Raw genomic sequence first — 15,506 nt, forward strand, 5'->3', positions numbered from 1 at the left:
CGCAGGCATATCCAGCAGCTTACCACCAAAATAATATAGCAGACCTGACTTTGTCAATCCTTACCGTAACATAATTGACAAGCATTTTGTTAAATAGTATATTAAATTCAACTATTTATACAAAAACGGGAGGGAAAATATGGACGTAAAGCATTATATTGCGGAAGGCAAGGCTGTATTGGGAATGGAATTGGGCTCCACGAGGATCAAGGCTGTGCTGATCGGGGAAGACCACGCGCCGGTTGCGGCAGGCAGCTATGCATGGGAAAACCGGCTGGAGGAAGGCATCTGGACGTATTTTTTAAACGATATCCATGAAGGGGTGCAGGCCTGCTACCGGAATCTGGCAGAGGATGTAAAGCAGCAGTATGGTGTGGAGCTGGCCGGATTTTCTGCGATCGGGATCAGTGCCATGATGCATGGATATCTTCCGTTTGATGAGGACGGAAAGCTTCTGAGCCGGTTCCGGACCTGGAGAAACCGCAACGCGGCAGAAGCGGCAGCAGAGCTTTCTGAATTATTCCAGTTCAATATCCCGGACCGCTGGAGTGTGGCACAGCTTTACCAGAGCATGCTGGACGGGGAAGAGCATGTAAAGAACATCTCCTTCCTGACAACGCTTGCAGGCTATATCCAGTGGCTTTTGACCGGAAAAAAGGTTATCGGGATCGGAGATGCCTCCGGTATGTTCCCGATCGACCCGGAAACCATGGATTTCGACAAGCACATGGCAAAGCAGTTTGAGGAAGCGGCCGCAAAGAAAGGCTATTCCCTGGATCTTTGTTCCATCCTCCCGGCAGTACTGACGGCAGGGCAGAATGCAGGGGTGCTGACCGAAGAAGGCGCGGCTTTCCTGGATCCGTCCGGCAAACTGAAGGCTGGAATCCCGCTGTGCCCTCCAGAGGGAGATGCCCTGACCGGAATGGTTGCGACAAACAGCGTGGCACAGCGCACCGGAAATGTTTCAGCCGGAACCTCAGGCTTTCTGGTGGCAGTGATGGAACACAGCTTGTCCAGAATGTACCGGGAGATCGAGATCATCCAGACCCCGGATGGTTCGGTTGTTGGAATGATCCATGCCAATACCTGCACCTCAGATCTGGATGCCTGGGTAAATTTATTTGGTGAATTTGCACGCCTGTCCGGTCACGAGATGAAGCCGGACAAACTGTATGGCCTTTTATACCGGAATGCACTTACCGGAAATAAGGACTGCGGTGGACTGGTAAGCTACGGCTATTATGCAGGCGAGTTCCTTACCTCTGTGCCGGAGGGCAGACCCCTGTTTGTGCGCAAACCGACAGACGGGCTGAATCTTGCGGATTTTATGAGAGCACATCTCTATTCCGCTGTTGCGATCATCCGCATGGGAATTGACCTGATGAAAGAAGAGGACGTTCAGATCGACTGCCTGACAGCACATGGAGGACTCTTTAAGACCAAGGGAGTCGGACAGCAGATCCTGGCAGATGCACTTGGAATCCCGGTAACGGTCATGGAAACAGCCGGCGAGGGCGGCGCCTGGGGAATTGCCCTTTTAGCAGCCTATATGGTGCGGGAAGAAAAAGCACAGACCCTGCCGGAGTATCTGGACAAAGCGGTATTCAGCAGACAAAACGGTGAGACACTTTCCCCAATCCCGGAAAACAAAGAGGGCTATGACCGCTTCCTCGTAAATTACAAGGCCGGGCTGGAGGCAGAACGCGCAGCAGTGAGAGATTTAAAGTAGCTTTGTGCAGATCTTCAGAACGTATCGAAACGGTTATATTGTTATATTGCATAAAACAGGCCGCAAAAACTGAACAGAATGTACAAATTTGTAAAAACAGTATTGTAAACGGTTACATTATGTGCTAATATGACAGTATGAAAACGGTTACAAAATTAACTATTACTCAAATTGCACAAAAAGCAAAGGTGTCTGTAGCAACTGTCTCCCGTGTAATCAATGATGCAGCCTGTGTGAAACCGGAAACCAGGGAACGCGTATTGAAGATCATAGAAGAATACGATTATGTTCCCAATTCCAGTGCACAAAGTTTGAGCAAGAGCAGCTCCCAGAATATCGGCGTGATCCTTCCGGATCTGGAAAATCCGTTTTTCCAGCGGGTATTGCGGGGAGTGACAAGAGTGGCAGATGAGAAAGGCTATAATATTCTGATCTATAACACCGATGAACAGGTGGAAAAGGAGCACCGGATTTTACGCTCTGCCAAAGGCGCGGATCTTGCGGGACTGATGATCTCACCGGTCATTTACCAGGACTATGAGGCGAATGAGATCCTGAAAACGTTTGAGCGGAATAACATTCCGGTTGTTCTGGTAGACCGCTCCATTGAAGGCTCAGATTTCAACCAGGTTCTGGTCGACAATGAGAAGGGGGCTTACGATGCAGTTTCTTCCCTGATCAAAGCAGGACACGAAAAGATTGGTTTTTTAAAGGGTGACAGCAATGTATATCCGATCCGGGAACGGGAGCATGGCTACCTGAGAGCCCTGGACGAGAGCGGCATTGCCTTCCGAAAGGAATATGTCATATCCTGTGACCAGAAATATGACATTGCTTACCGGAACATGAAAAACCTTATGGAACAGCCAGATCCGCCGACGGCCATTTTTACATCCAACAACATGATGACTCTGGCCTGTGTCCGGTATCTGCTTCAAAAAGGCTTCCGGATCGGTGAAGACATTTCCCTGATCGGCTTTGATGAGATCGAAATGTTTGAGCTCCTGAATATCCGGATCTCTACAGTAACACGGTCCGAAGAAGAAATGGGGGAAGCAGCCATGGAGATGATTCTCCGGCGCATGAAGGATGGCATAAAAGAGCATGAATGCCTGATGCTTTCGACCAGTCTTGTATTACGCGGATCGGAAATGTGCAGGAGCCTGTAACCTGTTGTTCACTGATTTATTTACGATTCAACGGCAATGTGCCTTTGGATACATCCAGCCATCCCCAGCAGATGGCCAGCTATTATTAGAGGAGGGTTTTTACTATGAAAAAGAAAATTTTATCAGTTCTTCTTGCCGCAACAATGGTAACCGCAATGTTAAGCGGATGCGGATCCAAAGCAGCTTCTTCTGACACAACAGCAGCAACCGAGGCTGCAAAAGAGGCAGCAGCAGGCGAGAGCGAAGCAAAGGACGCTGGTGCTTCTGAGAAAAAGGACTACACGATCGCAGTTGTTGTAAAGGGAAATACAAACGGCTGGTTCGTAAGAATGGAGCAGGGTATTAAAAAATTCGCAGAGGAGACCGGCATCAACGCATATATGACAGGTCCTTCCGATACCGATTCTGCACAGCAGATCCAGGTACTGCAGGATGTTGTATCCCAGAAACCGGATGCACTGTGTGTTGTTCCGATTGACCCGGCTGCATGTGAGACCGTACTGGCAGAGGCACGTGAAAAAGGCATCAAGGTTATCTGCCACGAGGGATCTTCTGTAGAGAACTGTGACTACGACGTAGAAGCATTCGATAACGCAGGTTACGGTGCTTTCATTATGGACTGCCTTGCAAAGCTTATGGGCGAGGAAGGCGAGTACATCACCATGGTTGGTTATCTGACTTCCGCATCCCATAACGAGTGGGCTGACGGTGCTGTAGCACGTGCAGAGGAAGCATATCCAAACATGACCCTGGCAGCAGAGAAGAGACTTGAGTCTGAGAACTCTGCAGAGACTGCATACGAGGTTGCAAAACAGTATCTGAAAACTAACCCGAACATCAAAGGCTTCACCGGATCTTCTTCCGATGATACTCCTGGTATCGCACGTGCGATCGATGAGCTTGGCCTGACCGGTAAGGTATTCTCCGTTGGAACCGGTATGCCGAACGAGTGCCGCGAGCTGCTGAAGGCAGGTTCCCTGCAGACCATCACCCTGTGGGATCCGGCAGATGCAGGCTATGCAATGTGCAAACTGGCTACCATGGTACTGGATGGCGAAGAGATCGGCGACGGAACTGATCTTGGCCTGGAAGGCTACAACGACTTAAAGACCGACGCAAGCAATCCGAAGGTCCTGATGGGCGATGCTTCTATCGCAATCACTGCTGACAACGTAGACGATTACGATTTCTAAAGCAAACGAAAAACAACGATCATCAAAATAATAAATGTCAAAAAGGCTGTGTAGTTGCTGGATATACAGCCTTTTTGAATATAGAAGGGTGGAGGCGCCAAGTGTCAGAGAATATTATTAAAATCACACAGGTCAAAAAGTATTTCGGCGGTGTTAAGGCACTCGATGGAGTTGACCTGGTCATTAAAAAAGGTGAAGTACACTGTCTGGCAGGAGAAAATGGGTGTGGAAAATCAACGATCATCAATATCATTTCCGGCTTTTACCAGCCAGATTCCGGCACCATTGAGATTGACGGAAAAGAATATACAAAGCTGACTACGCAGCAGGCGATCGATGCAGGCGTGCAGGTTATTTATCAGGATCTGTCGGTATTCCCAAACCTGACCGTAAGGGAAAACCTTGCGATCACCATGGAAAAATCCAGCGGCAGAAAATTTGTAAGTAAAAAACGTTTCGATGAAATTGCAAAAAGGGCACTGTCCAAGATTGAATTCCAGGTTGACTTAGATGAGCTGGTTGAAAACCTGACTGTTGCGAATAAGCAGCTGATCGCGATCAGCCGTGCACTTTTAACCGATGCGAAGCTGATTATCATGGATGAGCCGACCACGGCGATCACGCAGAAAGAGGTAAAGAACCTGTTCAACGTCATCCGTGATCTCCAGAAACAGGGAATCGCGGTACTGTTCGTATCCCATAAGCTGGACGAGGTATTTGAGATCGCAGAGCATTTCACCATTTTCCGCTCTGGTAAAAATGTTTTCTCCGGAGAGACCAAAGAGCTTACGCAGGCATCCTTCACACACTATATGACAGGACGTGACATTGAGGAAAAAGCATTCGAATATGCCGGCTCAGAAAATGCAAAGACCGTTCTGGAGGTAAAGAACCTGACTCTGGCAAATGGCTTTAGCGATTGCAGCTTTTCCATCCGGGAAGGCGAGATCCTTGGAATTACCGGTCTTCTTGGTTCCGGACGTACCGAGCTGGCTGAGACGATCTTCGGTATTCATAAGGCAGACTCCGGCGAGATCTACTTAAACGGGGAAAAGGTCGAGATCTCCGGTGTACAGGATGCCATGGCGAAGGGAATCGGATATGTTCCGCCGGACAGAGGCGTAGAGGGTCTTTTCATGGACCAGTCCATCGCAGACAATATCTCCGTAACCCGCTGGGCTGATTTCAGAAAAGGAATCCTGATGGACCGTGACGCGATCGAAGAATCTGTCAACCACTGGGTAAAAGAGCTTTCCATCAAGATCGGAAATATCAATGACACCATGCGGACACTTTCCGGAGGAAATGCACAGAAGTGCGTCCTCGCAAAATGGCTGTGCCGCGACTTAAAGGTTCTGATCTTAAACGGACCGACTGTCGGTGTAGATATCGGTGCAAAATATGATATTTACACACTGACCAAGAAGCTCGCAGCTTCCGGACTGGCTGTGATCATTATCTCTGATGATATCCGGGAAGTCCTTCTTAACTGTAACCGTGTGCTGATCATGAAACAGGGACGTCTGGCTGGCGAATTCCAGGCAGAAGAGCTGAATGAGGCAACACTTTCAGCCAAAGCGGTAGAATAAACAGGAGGTACTGGAATGGATACAAATAAACTCATAAAAAAAGTTACAAAGAAAACAGAGTTTTACATTGCGCTGATCCTGATCGTGTTTTGTATGATCGTACAGGTTCGCAGCGGACAGTTTTTTACACCAAATAATATCGTCGACCTGCTCAGATCCATGACGATCCCGACTATGTTCTGTATCGGTGAAATGATGGTCCTGATCTCGGGCGGTGTTGACTGTTCCTTCCCGGCAGTGGCTTCCTTGGCTATGTACTTTGTCTGCACAAAGCTGGATGGGGCATTTTCGAATCCAATCCCGTATTTTGTGGTAGCAGTACTTCTGGGACTGCTCATGGGCGCTGTGAATGGTTTTGTTGTTGCAAAATATAAATTCCCGGCGATGATCGTTACCTTAGGTACATCCAGTATCTTCATTGGTATCATGCAGGGCCTGCTTGGATCCTCCGAGTACCCACTGACCAGTGCACTGTATAAGCTTGGACAGACCAGCATTTACACAGGAACCAATGCAAACACCGGCTTTACATCGAACCTGCCGGTACACTTTATTTTTGCGGTGATCCTGGTAGCACTGGGCTGGTTCATTCTGAATAAGACCATGCTGGGTCGTGGAATCTACGCAGTGGGCGGTGACGAAGTGGCAGCAGCAAGAGCAGGCTTTAATGTGTTCTGGACCCGTATGTTTATCTTCTGCTTTTCCGGTGCAATGGCCGGATTCATCGGTGTGACCCGTGCTAGCATGATGCTTGCGGTTAACCCGAACAACATGATCGGCATGGAGATGGATGTTATCGCATCCTGCGTGCTTGGTGGTGTTTCCCTGGTTGGTGGTAAAGGCTCTGTACTTGGTGCCGTGCTTGGTACTGCACTGATGACCGTAGTTTCCAACAGCCTGATCCTTCTTGGAATTCCTACAGTATGGGCCCGTGTATTTACCGGTATGATCATCATCATTGGTACTGCTGTATCTGCTATCCAGGAAAAACACAGAAAAAATGCACTGTTTGTAACAGTTTCTGAGAAGTAGGAGGTACGCACAATGAGTAAGGAAAAGACAGTCATGAAAAAAATGACTACAAGGGATGCGAATTTCGTGCGTCTTTTGATCGTGTTTGCAGCAGTATTTGTGATCTGCTCTCTGTTGCAGGGCGGCAAATTCTTAAATCTTGATAACTTCGGTTCTATGTTTAAGCAGTTCCCGGAGTATGGTCTTTTGGCGATCGGCATTGGTATGGCACTTCTGATCGGTGGTATCGACCTGAGTGCGGTATATCTGGCAAACTTAAGCTCGATCATCGCTGGCCTGTTTGTTCTGAAATTCATGAATGACAGTGGTGACCCGCAGACCGGCCTGATCCTGGTGAGCTTTCTGATCGCGATCTTAGTCGGCGCGGTCGGTGGTGCCGTGAATGGCCTTCTGATCTCCGGCGTGGGCATTCCTGCAATGCTGGCTACTCTGGGTACCCAGTCTCTGTTCTGGGGCATCGGTGTCGTACTGACAAAGGGCTCCACCTTAAGTAAGTTCCCGAAGGGACTGACCATGATGCTCAATGCCAAGATTGGTATCCTGCCGGTTACCGTTGTGATCTTTGCCATTGTAGCGGCAGTATGTATTGTCATTGTAGCAAAGACAAAGCTTGGCTACGAGATGAAAATGTATGGTACCAACAACAAGGCAACGATCTATGCCGGCTTAAACAACTTAAAGATCGTTGTGCTGACACATATGATTTCCGGTATCCTGGCTGCCCTGTGCGGTATCATCATGTGGGGCCGTTACAGCTCTGCAAAGGCAGATAACGGTGCGACCTATACCATGCAGGCAATCCTGATCGCAGTTATGGGCGGCATCAGCCCGAATGGCGGTAAAGGAAATGTGCAGGGAATCGTGCTGGCTGTGCTGATCATCCAGATGGTATCCAGTACGCTGAATATGTTTACTTGGATCCCGACACCGTGCCGCCAGATCGTATGGGGCGTACTTCTGATCGTGGTTATGATCCTGAATTACTACAGTGACCAGAAGGCGAAAAAAGCAAAGTAGGGATTGCCGGAAAAGGGAGGCTTTATGAAAGTATATCAGATCACGGATCCAGAATTTGCAAAATATGGAAGAATCATTTCCGGTTACGATTTTTCCGGGCTGATCCGGAAATTAAAAGAACTTCCAATGTCAGACGGTGTAACCTATGTGGCGGCTGATCCGGCATTGGAAAGCCTTCCTGTTTTTAAAGAATTTCAGGAAGGATTTTATGGTGAGATTCCGGCAGAGCTTGGATACTGCTTGGGACATAATGACGCATTGAACGGACTGGAATATCACCGGGGATCCGAAGTGAATATTTCTGCCAGCGACTTTGTAGTAATGGTTGGCTGCCAGCAGGATCTGGAAGAGGGCTTTTGCTACGATACTTCCAAGGTCCAGGCGTTTTATGTGCCGGAAGGACTGGCTGTGGAATTTTACGCAACAACCCTTCATTACTGTGCATGCAATGTAACAGAAGATGGGTACCGCCATGGAACATTTTTGCCGAGAGGGACTAACACGCCGCTGGATGCCGGATTTCAGGCAAAAACAGAAGAGGATAAGCTTCTGCAGGCAAAAAATAAATGGCTGATCGCGCATCCAGACGGAGGCCAGGCAGAGCAGGTCCCGAAGACCATGTATGGAAAAAACTGGACGATAAAGGACTGCGAAGGGATCAGCTGATCATAGCAGTAAAAATGAACGAGACAGATTAGGAGGAAAATCATGAATCATTTTGGTGAGAAGTTTGCGAGCAGGTTCAACTCATTTGTGTTAAAGGGAGATACGGTATACGATGCGATCGAAAAAATTAAAACGATCCCGCATGTTACCCATCTGGAATTCAACTATCCGGAGCATTTTAAAGATACAGAAGTTTCCAAGATCAAGGAAATGATGGGAGACCTGAAGGTAAACGGTGTGGCAACCAGATTCAAACCGCCGAAATACTTAAATGGCGAATTTTCCCACTACGACGATGAGATCCGCAGGGAGTCCATCAATCTTGCAAAGGGTGCTGTAGATAAGTGCCATGAGCTGGGTGGGGAAGTCGTTACCGTATGGCTTGCTTACGATGGCTACGATTATCCATTCCAGATCGATTATGGAACTGCATGGAACCGGCTGATCGAAGCATTTCAGGAGATCTGCGATTACGCAGCCCAGTACAACATCAAGGTCAGCATCGAGTATAAGCCGTTTGAGGAGCGCAACCATGCGCTGTTAGACAGTGTCGGCATGACGTTATATGCAATCGAGCTGATCAACCGTCCAAACATCGGATGCACCCTGGATTTCTGCCATATGCTGATGAAGTTCGACAGCCCGGCGTATGGACTTGCTGTAGCAGCTTTGAAGGACCGCATTTACGGACTTCATATGAACGATGGCTATGGACAGATGGACGGAGGCCTGATCTTCGGCTCCATTAACCTGATCCAGTGTGTCGAGTTTGTATATTACCTGAAAAAGACCGGCTATGACGGGGTTGTCTTCTTTGATACCTTCCCAATTCGTGAAAACCCGGAAGCTGAGATCAAAGCCAATATCGATACTTACAGAAAGATTTCTGCAAAGATCGATGCATACGGTATGGACCGGATCGCTGAAGTGATCAATTCCCATGACGGAGTCCGCATCCAGGAAATGATCCAGGAAATGTTTCTGTAGTCAGGAGGGGCACTATGAATAGAAAAACAGTCGTGATCGGAAGTCTGAATTACGATGTGTGTTTAAAACAGGAACGCCTTCCGGTTGAGGGAGAAACCTACTTTGCAGATAGTGTCAATTATTGCAGTGGAGGCAAAGGCGGAAACCAGGCAGTCCAGGCAGCAAAGCTTGGTGTGCCAACCTATATGGTCGGCTGCATCGGGGATGACACCTCCGGTGTATTCCTGAAAGAAAACATCGAAAAATATGGCGTACACACTGACTATCTGAAAATCCGCCCGGGAAACAGCGGAATGTCTGTTGCACAGTCCCTGTATGACGGCGGGGTTCGTGCTTCTGTCGTCCGCGGGACCAATGATCTGGTCACCAAAGAGGATGTCGACGAGCTGGACGGCTTTTTAAATCCGGGAGATATTGTGGTATTCCAGCTGGAAATCCCGATCTCGACCATCGAATATGCGATCCATTTTTGTAAGGAAAAGGGCTGTGTCGTTATTTTAAACGGTGCCCCGGCCAGCGAAGTGAGTGAGGAGACCTTAAAGGAGGTCGATTACTTTGTTGTAAATGAGCTGGAGGCAGGATTTTTCTGCAAAAAGCCGATCGAAGACAAGGAGACCGCACTGGAGGAAATCCAGAAGATGACCAGAGCGCTTGGAAATACCTGCATTTATACGCTTGGAAAAGCCGGCTCTGTTGTATGCGATGGCAAAAAAGCGGAGTTTGTACCTTCCAGAAAGGTGCAGGCAGTGGAATCCACCGGAGCAGGAGACTCCTTTATCGGAGGTCTTTGCTATGCCTTAACCGAAAATATGGACATCTTCGAGGCGGCAAAATTTGCGACCTGCTGCAGTGCGAAAACGGTATGCAAGATTGGCGGACAGCCATCGATGCCGTTTTTGGACGAGGTAATGGAACTTTACAATCAGAAATAATCTGGACATACCTTACAGGTAGGTCTGGGTGGATATGGCAGTCAAAGGGAAAATGAAGCTACAGATTCATTTTCCCTTCCTGTGCTTATAGCATTTTTTGCCAGATCCGCCAGAATAAAAAACAGATCCGGTATCGGAGGCGGTAGCAGAATGAAAGATTATAAAAATGCGGTACTAAAAGAGCTTAAGGAATCCATGGAGTGTGTGAAGGAAGAGGAAATCGTCTGGCTGGCGCAAGAGATTGCCAGTGCCCGTCAGGTTTTTTGTGATGGCCTTGGAAGAAGCGGGCTGGTCATGAAAGCGTTCGCCATGCGGTTAGGACAGATGGGGATCCGCAGTGTCAGCGTTGGGGAGGTGACGGCACCGGCATTTGGCCCGGGGGACCTGCTGGTGATCGGCAGTGCATCTGGATCTTCCGCGGTCTTAAAATATCACGCGCAGAAGGCGAAGGAGCTTGGCGGCAGGGTCGCACTGGTCACAAGTAAGGAAAGCTCACCGTTAACGGAATTTGCTGCAGGCAGTGTGCTGGTCAAGGCACAGGATAAGGACGCCATGGGAACCTCGATTCAGCCGATGGGGGCTTTATTCGAGCAGAGTGCGCAGCTTGTGTGCGATATGACAGTGCTGGAGCTGATGGACCAGTTGCAATTAACATCAGAAGAAATGCGGAAGCATCATGCTAACATTGAGTAAAATTTAAGAGGAGAAGGCTTCATGAAAGTATTATGTTTTGGATCATTGAATATTGATTATACCTATAAGGTAGACCATTTTGTCCAGAAGGGCGAGCCAGTGAAGAATGCGATGGACATGGCATCTAAGGCCTCTGCGATCGCCGTGACCAGACAGGGCGCTGCACCTTCCATTCCAACGATGGAAGAAGTAAAAGCATTTTAAAATGAAAAAAACAGAATACCTTCCAGTCCTTGTGGAGCGTGATGGGAAGCTTCTGGTAGCCGGAAAAACAGAGCGGAAAACAGCGCATTCCGTTCCACCGGTATGCCATGCGACTGCGATCATAGTGCCAGTCTTTCCCGATGGCAGACTGCTGATGGAGGACAGGGCAGAACGCCACAGGCGGGAAGGAAGGTTTATCCCGGAAGACGGCCATGTGTTCAACTGCTTTGGCGGGCATATGCAATATGCAGATATCCCGGAAGAAGAACACCGGACCGGGGTAAGCATGGAAACCTTCCGCAAGTGCGCTTACCGGGAACTCTCCGAAGAGCTTGTCCGCGTGACAGCGGATGGAAGAAGAGAAACATTTTCCCCAGTCATGGACAGGCTGGTTCCGGTCGGCCTGTATTCCATGAAGGGCGAGGCGAACTGGGAATATTCCTGGTTATTTCTCTACCGGTTAGAGGATTTTGGCCCTTATGGTTCCCAGGATACAGTCATGACGGAGCATGGGGAAGAAAATGTGGTTCAGTCCGCCTGTGTCATGACCTGGGAAGCATTGCTGGAGCAGTTTACAAACAGGGAGAAGCTGGATACGGTAAGCTTCTCGGATGGGATTGCGCGGGTGCTTCTGCGAAATAGCGGGGAAGAGCTGCACTGTGCGATCAATTGCATTTTTTCAGGAAATTTGAATATTGCTTTTCAAAATTGTATATGATAATGCCAATAGGCAAATGACAGTATGTATTTCCACGGAAGTACGCAGAAACCCCGGAGCTGCAACTCCGGGGTTTCTATTCCGTTTTGGTAAGGTGAAAGTGAAAATTTATCAACTTGGAAAATTGGGTGGTTGACGCGAAAAAAATGCTGTAGTATAGTTTAGGAGGAATTTATTGATCGTGCACATATAAGGAGGTGAGGAAATGGACGTCGCGGACAGTTATAAGCGAATGAGCGGCAATGGAAGAGAAAAGAAGACCGACAGCCTGTCTGAATCCGCTGTCCGTTTTCTCACACGAATTGAGTTTAGATTTTGATAGGAAAACTGTCTGATCGGTAGTCCCTGCATCACAGGTGTACTGCACGGATCAGGCTGTATTTGCGTGTGTCTGCCATTGCCCGTTTTCAGATGAAACCGGTAATGGCATTTTTTATTTGCGGAAACACGCTGCTGTTTTTCTTTCTTGTTTTTTGAATCTATTGTTAAGAAAACGTGAAGAATACAGGAGATTTTTCTGGAAAAATACAGCAGGTTTGCGCAGATCAAAAATGCTCCGGTTCCACGGATGACAGCCGTGAGAACAAAACGCTGTGAGAAAGAGAAAGACTTTTTCGCAGGCAGAGAAAGGAGCAGGCATGGAAAAGATGAACGAGAACGAGACCAAAGACGTGGCAGTTCAGGTACGTGACTACCAGACGGAACTGGAGCAGATCATGCGGAGCAACGTATCCCCGCGTGTATTAAAGGACCGGATTTCCGACTACCATGAGAATGATATCGCATCCTCTTTCGAGGTGCTGACAAGAGATGAGAGAGAGCGTTTATACCGCATTTTAGATGCGGAACAGCTTTCTGATATTTTTGAATATCTGGATAACGCAGAAATTTATTTTGAGGAACTGAATGCAAGAAAGAAGGTTGAGGTTCTTTCCTGCATGGAAGTTGATCAGGCAGCAGCGCTGCTTAAGCGCCTGGCAAAGCCGGAGCGCAATATGCTCATTGACCTGATTGACAATGAATCCAAGCGCGACATTGCCATGCTGGAGTCTTTCGATGAAGATGAGATCGGAAGCCGCATGAGCATGAATTTTATTGAGATCAAAGCTGGAATCAGTGTCCGTGAAGCGATGCGGGAGCTGGTTGCACAGGCGGCAGAAAACGATAATATTTCTACCTTATATGTAACCGATGACCAGCACACGTTCTGCGGTGCGATCGACTTAAAGGATTTGATCATTGCCCGAGAGGGCAGCAGCCTGGATGATATCATCATGGAGTCTTACCCATATGTGTATGCCCGTGAGATGATCGAAGACTGTATCGAGCGCATGAAGGACTACTCCGAGGATTCCATCCCGGTACTGGATGAGAGCAACAAGATCCTTGGTGTCATCACTGCGCAGGACATCGTTCAGGTTGTCGATGATGAGATGGGCGATGACTACGCAAAGTTAGCAGGTCTTGCTTCTGAGGAGGAATTAAACGAGCCGATCCGCCAGAGCGTGCACAAGCGTCTGCCGTGGCTGATCATTTTACTTGGCCTTGGTCTTGTGGTTTCCAGTGTGGTTGGTTTGTTTGAGGGTGTGGTAGCGCAGCTGACCATTGTGATCTGCTTCCAGTCCCTGATTCTGGACATGGCCGGAAACGTCGGCACCCAGTCCCTGGCAGTGACCATCCGTGTGCTGATGGATGAGAACCTGGATGGCAAGCAGAAACTTGGCCTGGTATTTAAGGAAGCGAGAGTCGGCATGTGCAACGGACTGATCCTTGGCATTCTTTCTTTCGTTGCGATCGGTGCTTATATCGCGATTGCAAAGGGAATGACTCCGTTTTTTGCATTCGCAGTTTCCGGCTGCATCGGCGTGGCACTTCTTGCGGCCATGATTATTTCCAGTGTATCCGGTACGGTGATCCCGATCATGTTTAAAAAGTTCGGCGTAGACCCGGCCGTAGCATCTGGTCCGCTCATCACAACGGTGAACGACCTGGTAGCGGTGGTTTCTTACTACGGACTGACCTGGATCTTTTTGATCGAGATGCTGCATTTAGCGGATTAAAAGTACAGCTGTCTGGTATATGGAAATTTGCATACCGGACAGCTGTTTGCGTATCAGAGGAATGTATGGTATAATGTGCGCAAAAGAAAACAGGCGGCTGCAAAGCAGGCATTTGTTTTACATGAAGGGAGATTTGAACCATGAAAAATCCAGAGATTACCATTACGATGGAAGACGGCGGCGTGATCCGCGCAGAATTATATCCGGAGGTTGCTCCGAATACCGTAAAGAACTTTATCAGCCTGGCAAAGAAAGGCTACTATGACGGACTCATTTTCCACAGAGTCATCAAAGGCTTTATGATCCAGGGCGGATGCCCGAACGGCAACGGCATGGGCGGCCCGGGCTATTCCATCAAGGGTGAGTTCAGCCAGAATGGTTTCCAGAATGACTTAAAGCATACCGCAGGCGTTCTTTCCATGGCACGTTCCATGATGCCGAACTCCGCAGGTTCCCAGTTCTTCATCATGCACAAAGATGCTCCGCACTTAGACGGCGCTTACGCAGCATTCGGTATGGTCATTGACGGCATGGACGTCGTAAACAAGATTGCCGAGACCCGCACCGACTACAGCGACAGACCGCTCAAAGAGCAGAAGATCAAGAGCATGACGGTTGATACCTTCGGTGAAGAGTACGACGAGCCGGAGAAGTGCTAAGTTAGAGGAATGATATGACACAGGAATACACGGTTTGGATTGGAAAAACAGCATATCCGGTTGTGGTTTCTGACGAACGAAAAGCTCTCCTTGCCGCGAAAGCAGCAGGGAGAGCTTTTGTTGGTCTGATACACATGGAAGAACATGGTGGAGGAAGTCAGGAAGATGACATCTGGGATGCAGAGTACCTGGCAACGCCGGATGCCATCTGCCCGGAATATTTAGAACGCATTGTGCTCCGCCACATCGGTCTGCCCTGGATCATCACAGAAACAGACCGCTTGATTATCCGGGAATTTACCGTAGAAGACATTGCCGGTATGCCAGAGGAACCGGATGCCTGGTTTACACAGGAGGAACGGGATGCTGATCAGATTTTTTACGATACAGAGAAATTGAAGGCCTATATCAAAGGCCAGTACCGGTTTTATGAGTATGGAATCTGGGCGCTGGTGCGAAAAACAGATGGCAGGATCATCGGAAAAGCCGGGTTATCCAATGCGAAGAAACGGGATTTTGCAAGGGCAAGTGCACCGGAAGAACAACTGGGAAAAGTTGCGGAAACCGGAAATGACTTCGAACCGAAAAGTAGAGTGGACTCCGAAAATGACTTTCCAGATGCCAACGGAATGGAAGACAGGGAATTTCTGGAACTCGGCTACCATGTTTTTCACCCCTACCGCCGTCAGGGCTATGCCGAAGAAGCATGCCGTGCGATCCTTGCTTATGCTAGGGATGAGCTGGATTGTCCGGTGTGTGCCTGCGTGGCAGGAGAAAATACGGCATCGGTCCAGCTGCTTCGGAAACTGCAGGTAAAGTATTATCTGAGTGGAAAATAAGTTTTTATTATCTGTGGAG

15 protein-coding genes are annotated in these 15,506 nt (G+C 48.6%); all 15 read left to right on the top strand.

Features of this window, described 5'->3' with window-relative positions:
* The first annotated feature begins 139 nt into the window (after window positions 1-139).
* The 15 genes from DXA97_RS04625 (at window position 140) to DXA97_RS04695 (ending at window position 15,487) form a co-directional block, all read left to right on the top strand.
* Window positions 140-1,729: an FGGY-family carbohydrate kinase gene (locus DXA97_RS04625; protein WP_118718756.1), complete on the top strand. Its 1,590-nt coding sequence runs from the start codon at window positions 140-142 to the stop codon at window positions 1,727-1,729.
* A 137-nt stretch (window positions 1,730-1,866) separates the two neighbouring features.
* Window positions 1,867-2,898, top strand: a complete 1,032-nt coding sequence (locus tag DXA97_RS04630) for a LacI family DNA-binding transcriptional regulator (protein WP_118718757.1) — start codon at window positions 1,867-1,869, stop codon at window positions 2,896-2,898.
* A gap of 104 nt (window positions 2,899-3,002) precedes the next feature.
* The gene (locus tag DXA97_RS04635; protein WP_118718758.1) at window positions 3,003-4,091 is read left to right on the top strand and encodes an autoinducer 2 ABC transporter substrate-binding protein; all 1,089 of its coding nucleotides are present in this window, start codon (window positions 3,003-3,005) and stop codon (window positions 4,089-4,091) included.
* A gap of 101 nt (window positions 4,092-4,192) precedes the next feature.
* Window positions 4,193-5,680 carry a sugar ABC transporter ATP-binding protein gene (locus DXA97_RS04640; protein WP_118718759.1) on the top strand — a complete coding sequence of 496 codons (1,488 nt, stop codon included), beginning with the start codon at window positions 4,193-4,195 and terminating at the stop codon, window positions 5,678-5,680.
* A 15-nt stretch (window positions 5,681-5,695) separates the two neighbouring features.
* A complete protein-coding gene (locus tag DXA97_RS04645) occupies window positions 5,696-6,712 on the top strand; it encodes an ABC transporter permease (RefSeq protein ID WP_118718760.1) in 1,017 nt (338 codons plus the stop codon).
* A 12-nt stretch (window positions 6,713-6,724) separates the two neighbouring features.
* On the top strand, window positions 6,725-7,729 hold the full coding sequence (locus DXA97_RS04650) for an ABC transporter permease (protein ID WP_118718761.1): 1,005 nt from the start codon (window positions 6,725-6,727) through the stop codon (window positions 7,727-7,729).
* Window positions 7,730-7,753: 24 nt separating this feature from the next.
* Window positions 7,754-8,395, top strand: coding sequence for a DUF4867 family protein (locus DXA97_RS04655; RefSeq protein WP_118718858.1), 642 nt, complete (start codon window positions 7,754-7,756; stop codon window positions 8,393-8,395).
* A 42-nt stretch (window positions 8,396-8,437) separates the two neighbouring features.
* Window positions 8,438-9,382, top strand: coding sequence for a sugar phosphate isomerase/epimerase family protein (locus tag DXA97_RS04660; RefSeq protein ID WP_118718762.1), 945 nt, complete (start codon window positions 8,438-8,440; stop codon window positions 9,380-9,382).
* Window positions 9,383-9,396: 14 nt separating this feature from the next.
* On the top strand, window positions 9,397-10,314 hold the full coding sequence (locus DXA97_RS04665) for a ribokinase (protein WP_118718763.1): 918 nt from the start codon (window positions 9,397-9,399) through the stop codon (window positions 10,312-10,314).
* Between the two features lie 150 nt (window positions 10,315-10,464).
* Window positions 10,465-11,007: a 6-phospho-3-hexuloisomerase gene (gene hxlB, locus DXA97_RS04670; RefSeq protein WP_118718764.1), complete on the top strand. Its 543-nt coding sequence runs from the start codon at window positions 10,465-10,467 to the stop codon at window positions 11,005-11,007.
* A 21-nt stretch (window positions 11,008-11,028) separates the two neighbouring features.
* On the top strand, window positions 11,029-11,211 hold the full coding sequence (locus DXA97_RS21915) for a hypothetical protein (protein ID WP_347561463.1): 183 nt from the start codon (window positions 11,029-11,031) through the stop codon (window positions 11,209-11,211).
* Between the two features lies 1 nt (window position 11,212).
* Window positions 11,213-11,929, top strand: a complete 717-nt coding sequence (locus DXA97_RS04680; RefSeq protein ID WP_118718765.1) for a hypothetical protein — start codon at window positions 11,213-11,215, stop codon at window positions 11,927-11,929.
* A 638-nt stretch (window positions 11,930-12,567) separates the two neighbouring features.
* Entirely contained in the window at window positions 12,568-13,989 is a 1,422-nt protein-coding gene (gene mgtE, locus DXA97_RS04685) for a magnesium transporter (protein ID WP_243107561.1), read from the top strand.
* A 140-nt stretch (window positions 13,990-14,129) separates the two neighbouring features.
* Window positions 14,130-14,648, top strand: a complete 519-nt coding sequence (locus DXA97_RS04690) for a peptidylprolyl isomerase (protein WP_118718766.1) — start codon at window positions 14,130-14,132, stop codon at window positions 14,646-14,648.
* A gap of 14 nt (window positions 14,649-14,662) precedes the next feature.
* Window positions 14,663-15,487, top strand: coding sequence for a GNAT family N-acetyltransferase (locus DXA97_RS04695; protein WP_118718767.1), 825 nt, complete (start codon window positions 14,663-14,665; stop codon window positions 15,485-15,487).
* Window positions 15,488-15,506 lie beyond the last annotated feature (19 nt).

The sequence above is a fragment of the Clostridium sp. OF09-36 genome (assembly GCF_003481985.1).
Taxonomy (GTDB): domain Bacteria; phylum Bacillota; class Clostridia; order Lachnospirales; family Lachnospiraceae; genus Brotaphodocola.

What these genes read in the sequence shown, in the direction of transcription:
- DXA97_RS04625 (WP_118718756.1), top strand. Translation starts at nt 140, where the DNA reads ATGGACGTAAAGCATTATATTGCGGAAGGCAAGGCTGTATTGGGAATG.
- DXA97_RS04630 (WP_118718757.1), top strand. Translation starts at nt 1,867, where the DNA reads ATGAAAACGGTTACAAAATTAACTATTACTCAAATTGCACAAAAAGCA.
- DXA97_RS04635 (WP_118718758.1), top strand. Translation starts at nt 3,003, where the DNA reads ATGAAAAAGAAAATTTTATCAGTTCTTCTTGCCGCAACAATGGTAACC.
- DXA97_RS04645 (WP_118718760.1), top strand. Translation starts at nt 5,696, where the DNA reads ATGGATACAAATAAACTCATAAAAAAAGTTACAAAGAAAACAGAGTTT.
- DXA97_RS04650 (WP_118718761.1), top strand. Translation starts at nt 6,725, where the DNA reads ATGAGTAAGGAAAAGACAGTCATGAAAAAAATGACTACAAGGGATGCG.
- DXA97_RS04655 (WP_118718858.1), top strand. Translation starts at nt 7,754, where the DNA reads ATGAAAGTATATCAGATCACGGATCCAGAATTTGCAAAATATGGAAGA.
- DXA97_RS04660 (WP_118718762.1), top strand. Translation starts at nt 8,438, where the DNA reads ATGAATCATTTTGGTGAGAAGTTTGCGAGCAGGTTCAACTCATTTGTG.
- DXA97_RS04665 (WP_118718763.1), top strand. Translation starts at nt 9,397, where the DNA reads ATGAATAGAAAAACAGTCGTGATCGGAAGTCTGAATTACGATGTGTGT.
- hxlB (WP_118718764.1), top strand. Translation starts at nt 10,465, where the DNA reads ATGAAAGATTATAAAAATGCGGTACTAAAAGAGCTTAAGGAATCCATG.
- DXA97_RS21915 (WP_347561463.1), top strand. Translation starts at nt 11,029, where the DNA reads ATGAAAGTATTATGTTTTGGATCATTGAATATTGATTATACCTATAAG.
- DXA97_RS04680 (WP_118718765.1), top strand. Translation starts at nt 11,213, where the DNA reads ATGAAAAAAACAGAATACCTTCCAGTCCTTGTGGAGCGTGATGGGAAG.
- mgtE (WP_243107561.1), top strand. Translation starts at nt 12,568, where the DNA reads ATGGAAAAGATGAACGAGAACGAGACCAAAGACGTGGCAGTTCAGGTA.
- DXA97_RS04690 (WP_118718766.1), top strand. Translation starts at nt 14,130, where the DNA reads ATGAAAAATCCAGAGATTACCATTACGATGGAAGACGGCGGCGTGATC.
- DXA97_RS04695 (WP_118718767.1), top strand. Translation starts at nt 14,663, where the DNA reads ATGACACAGGAATACACGGTTTGGATTGGAAAAACAGCATATCCGGTT.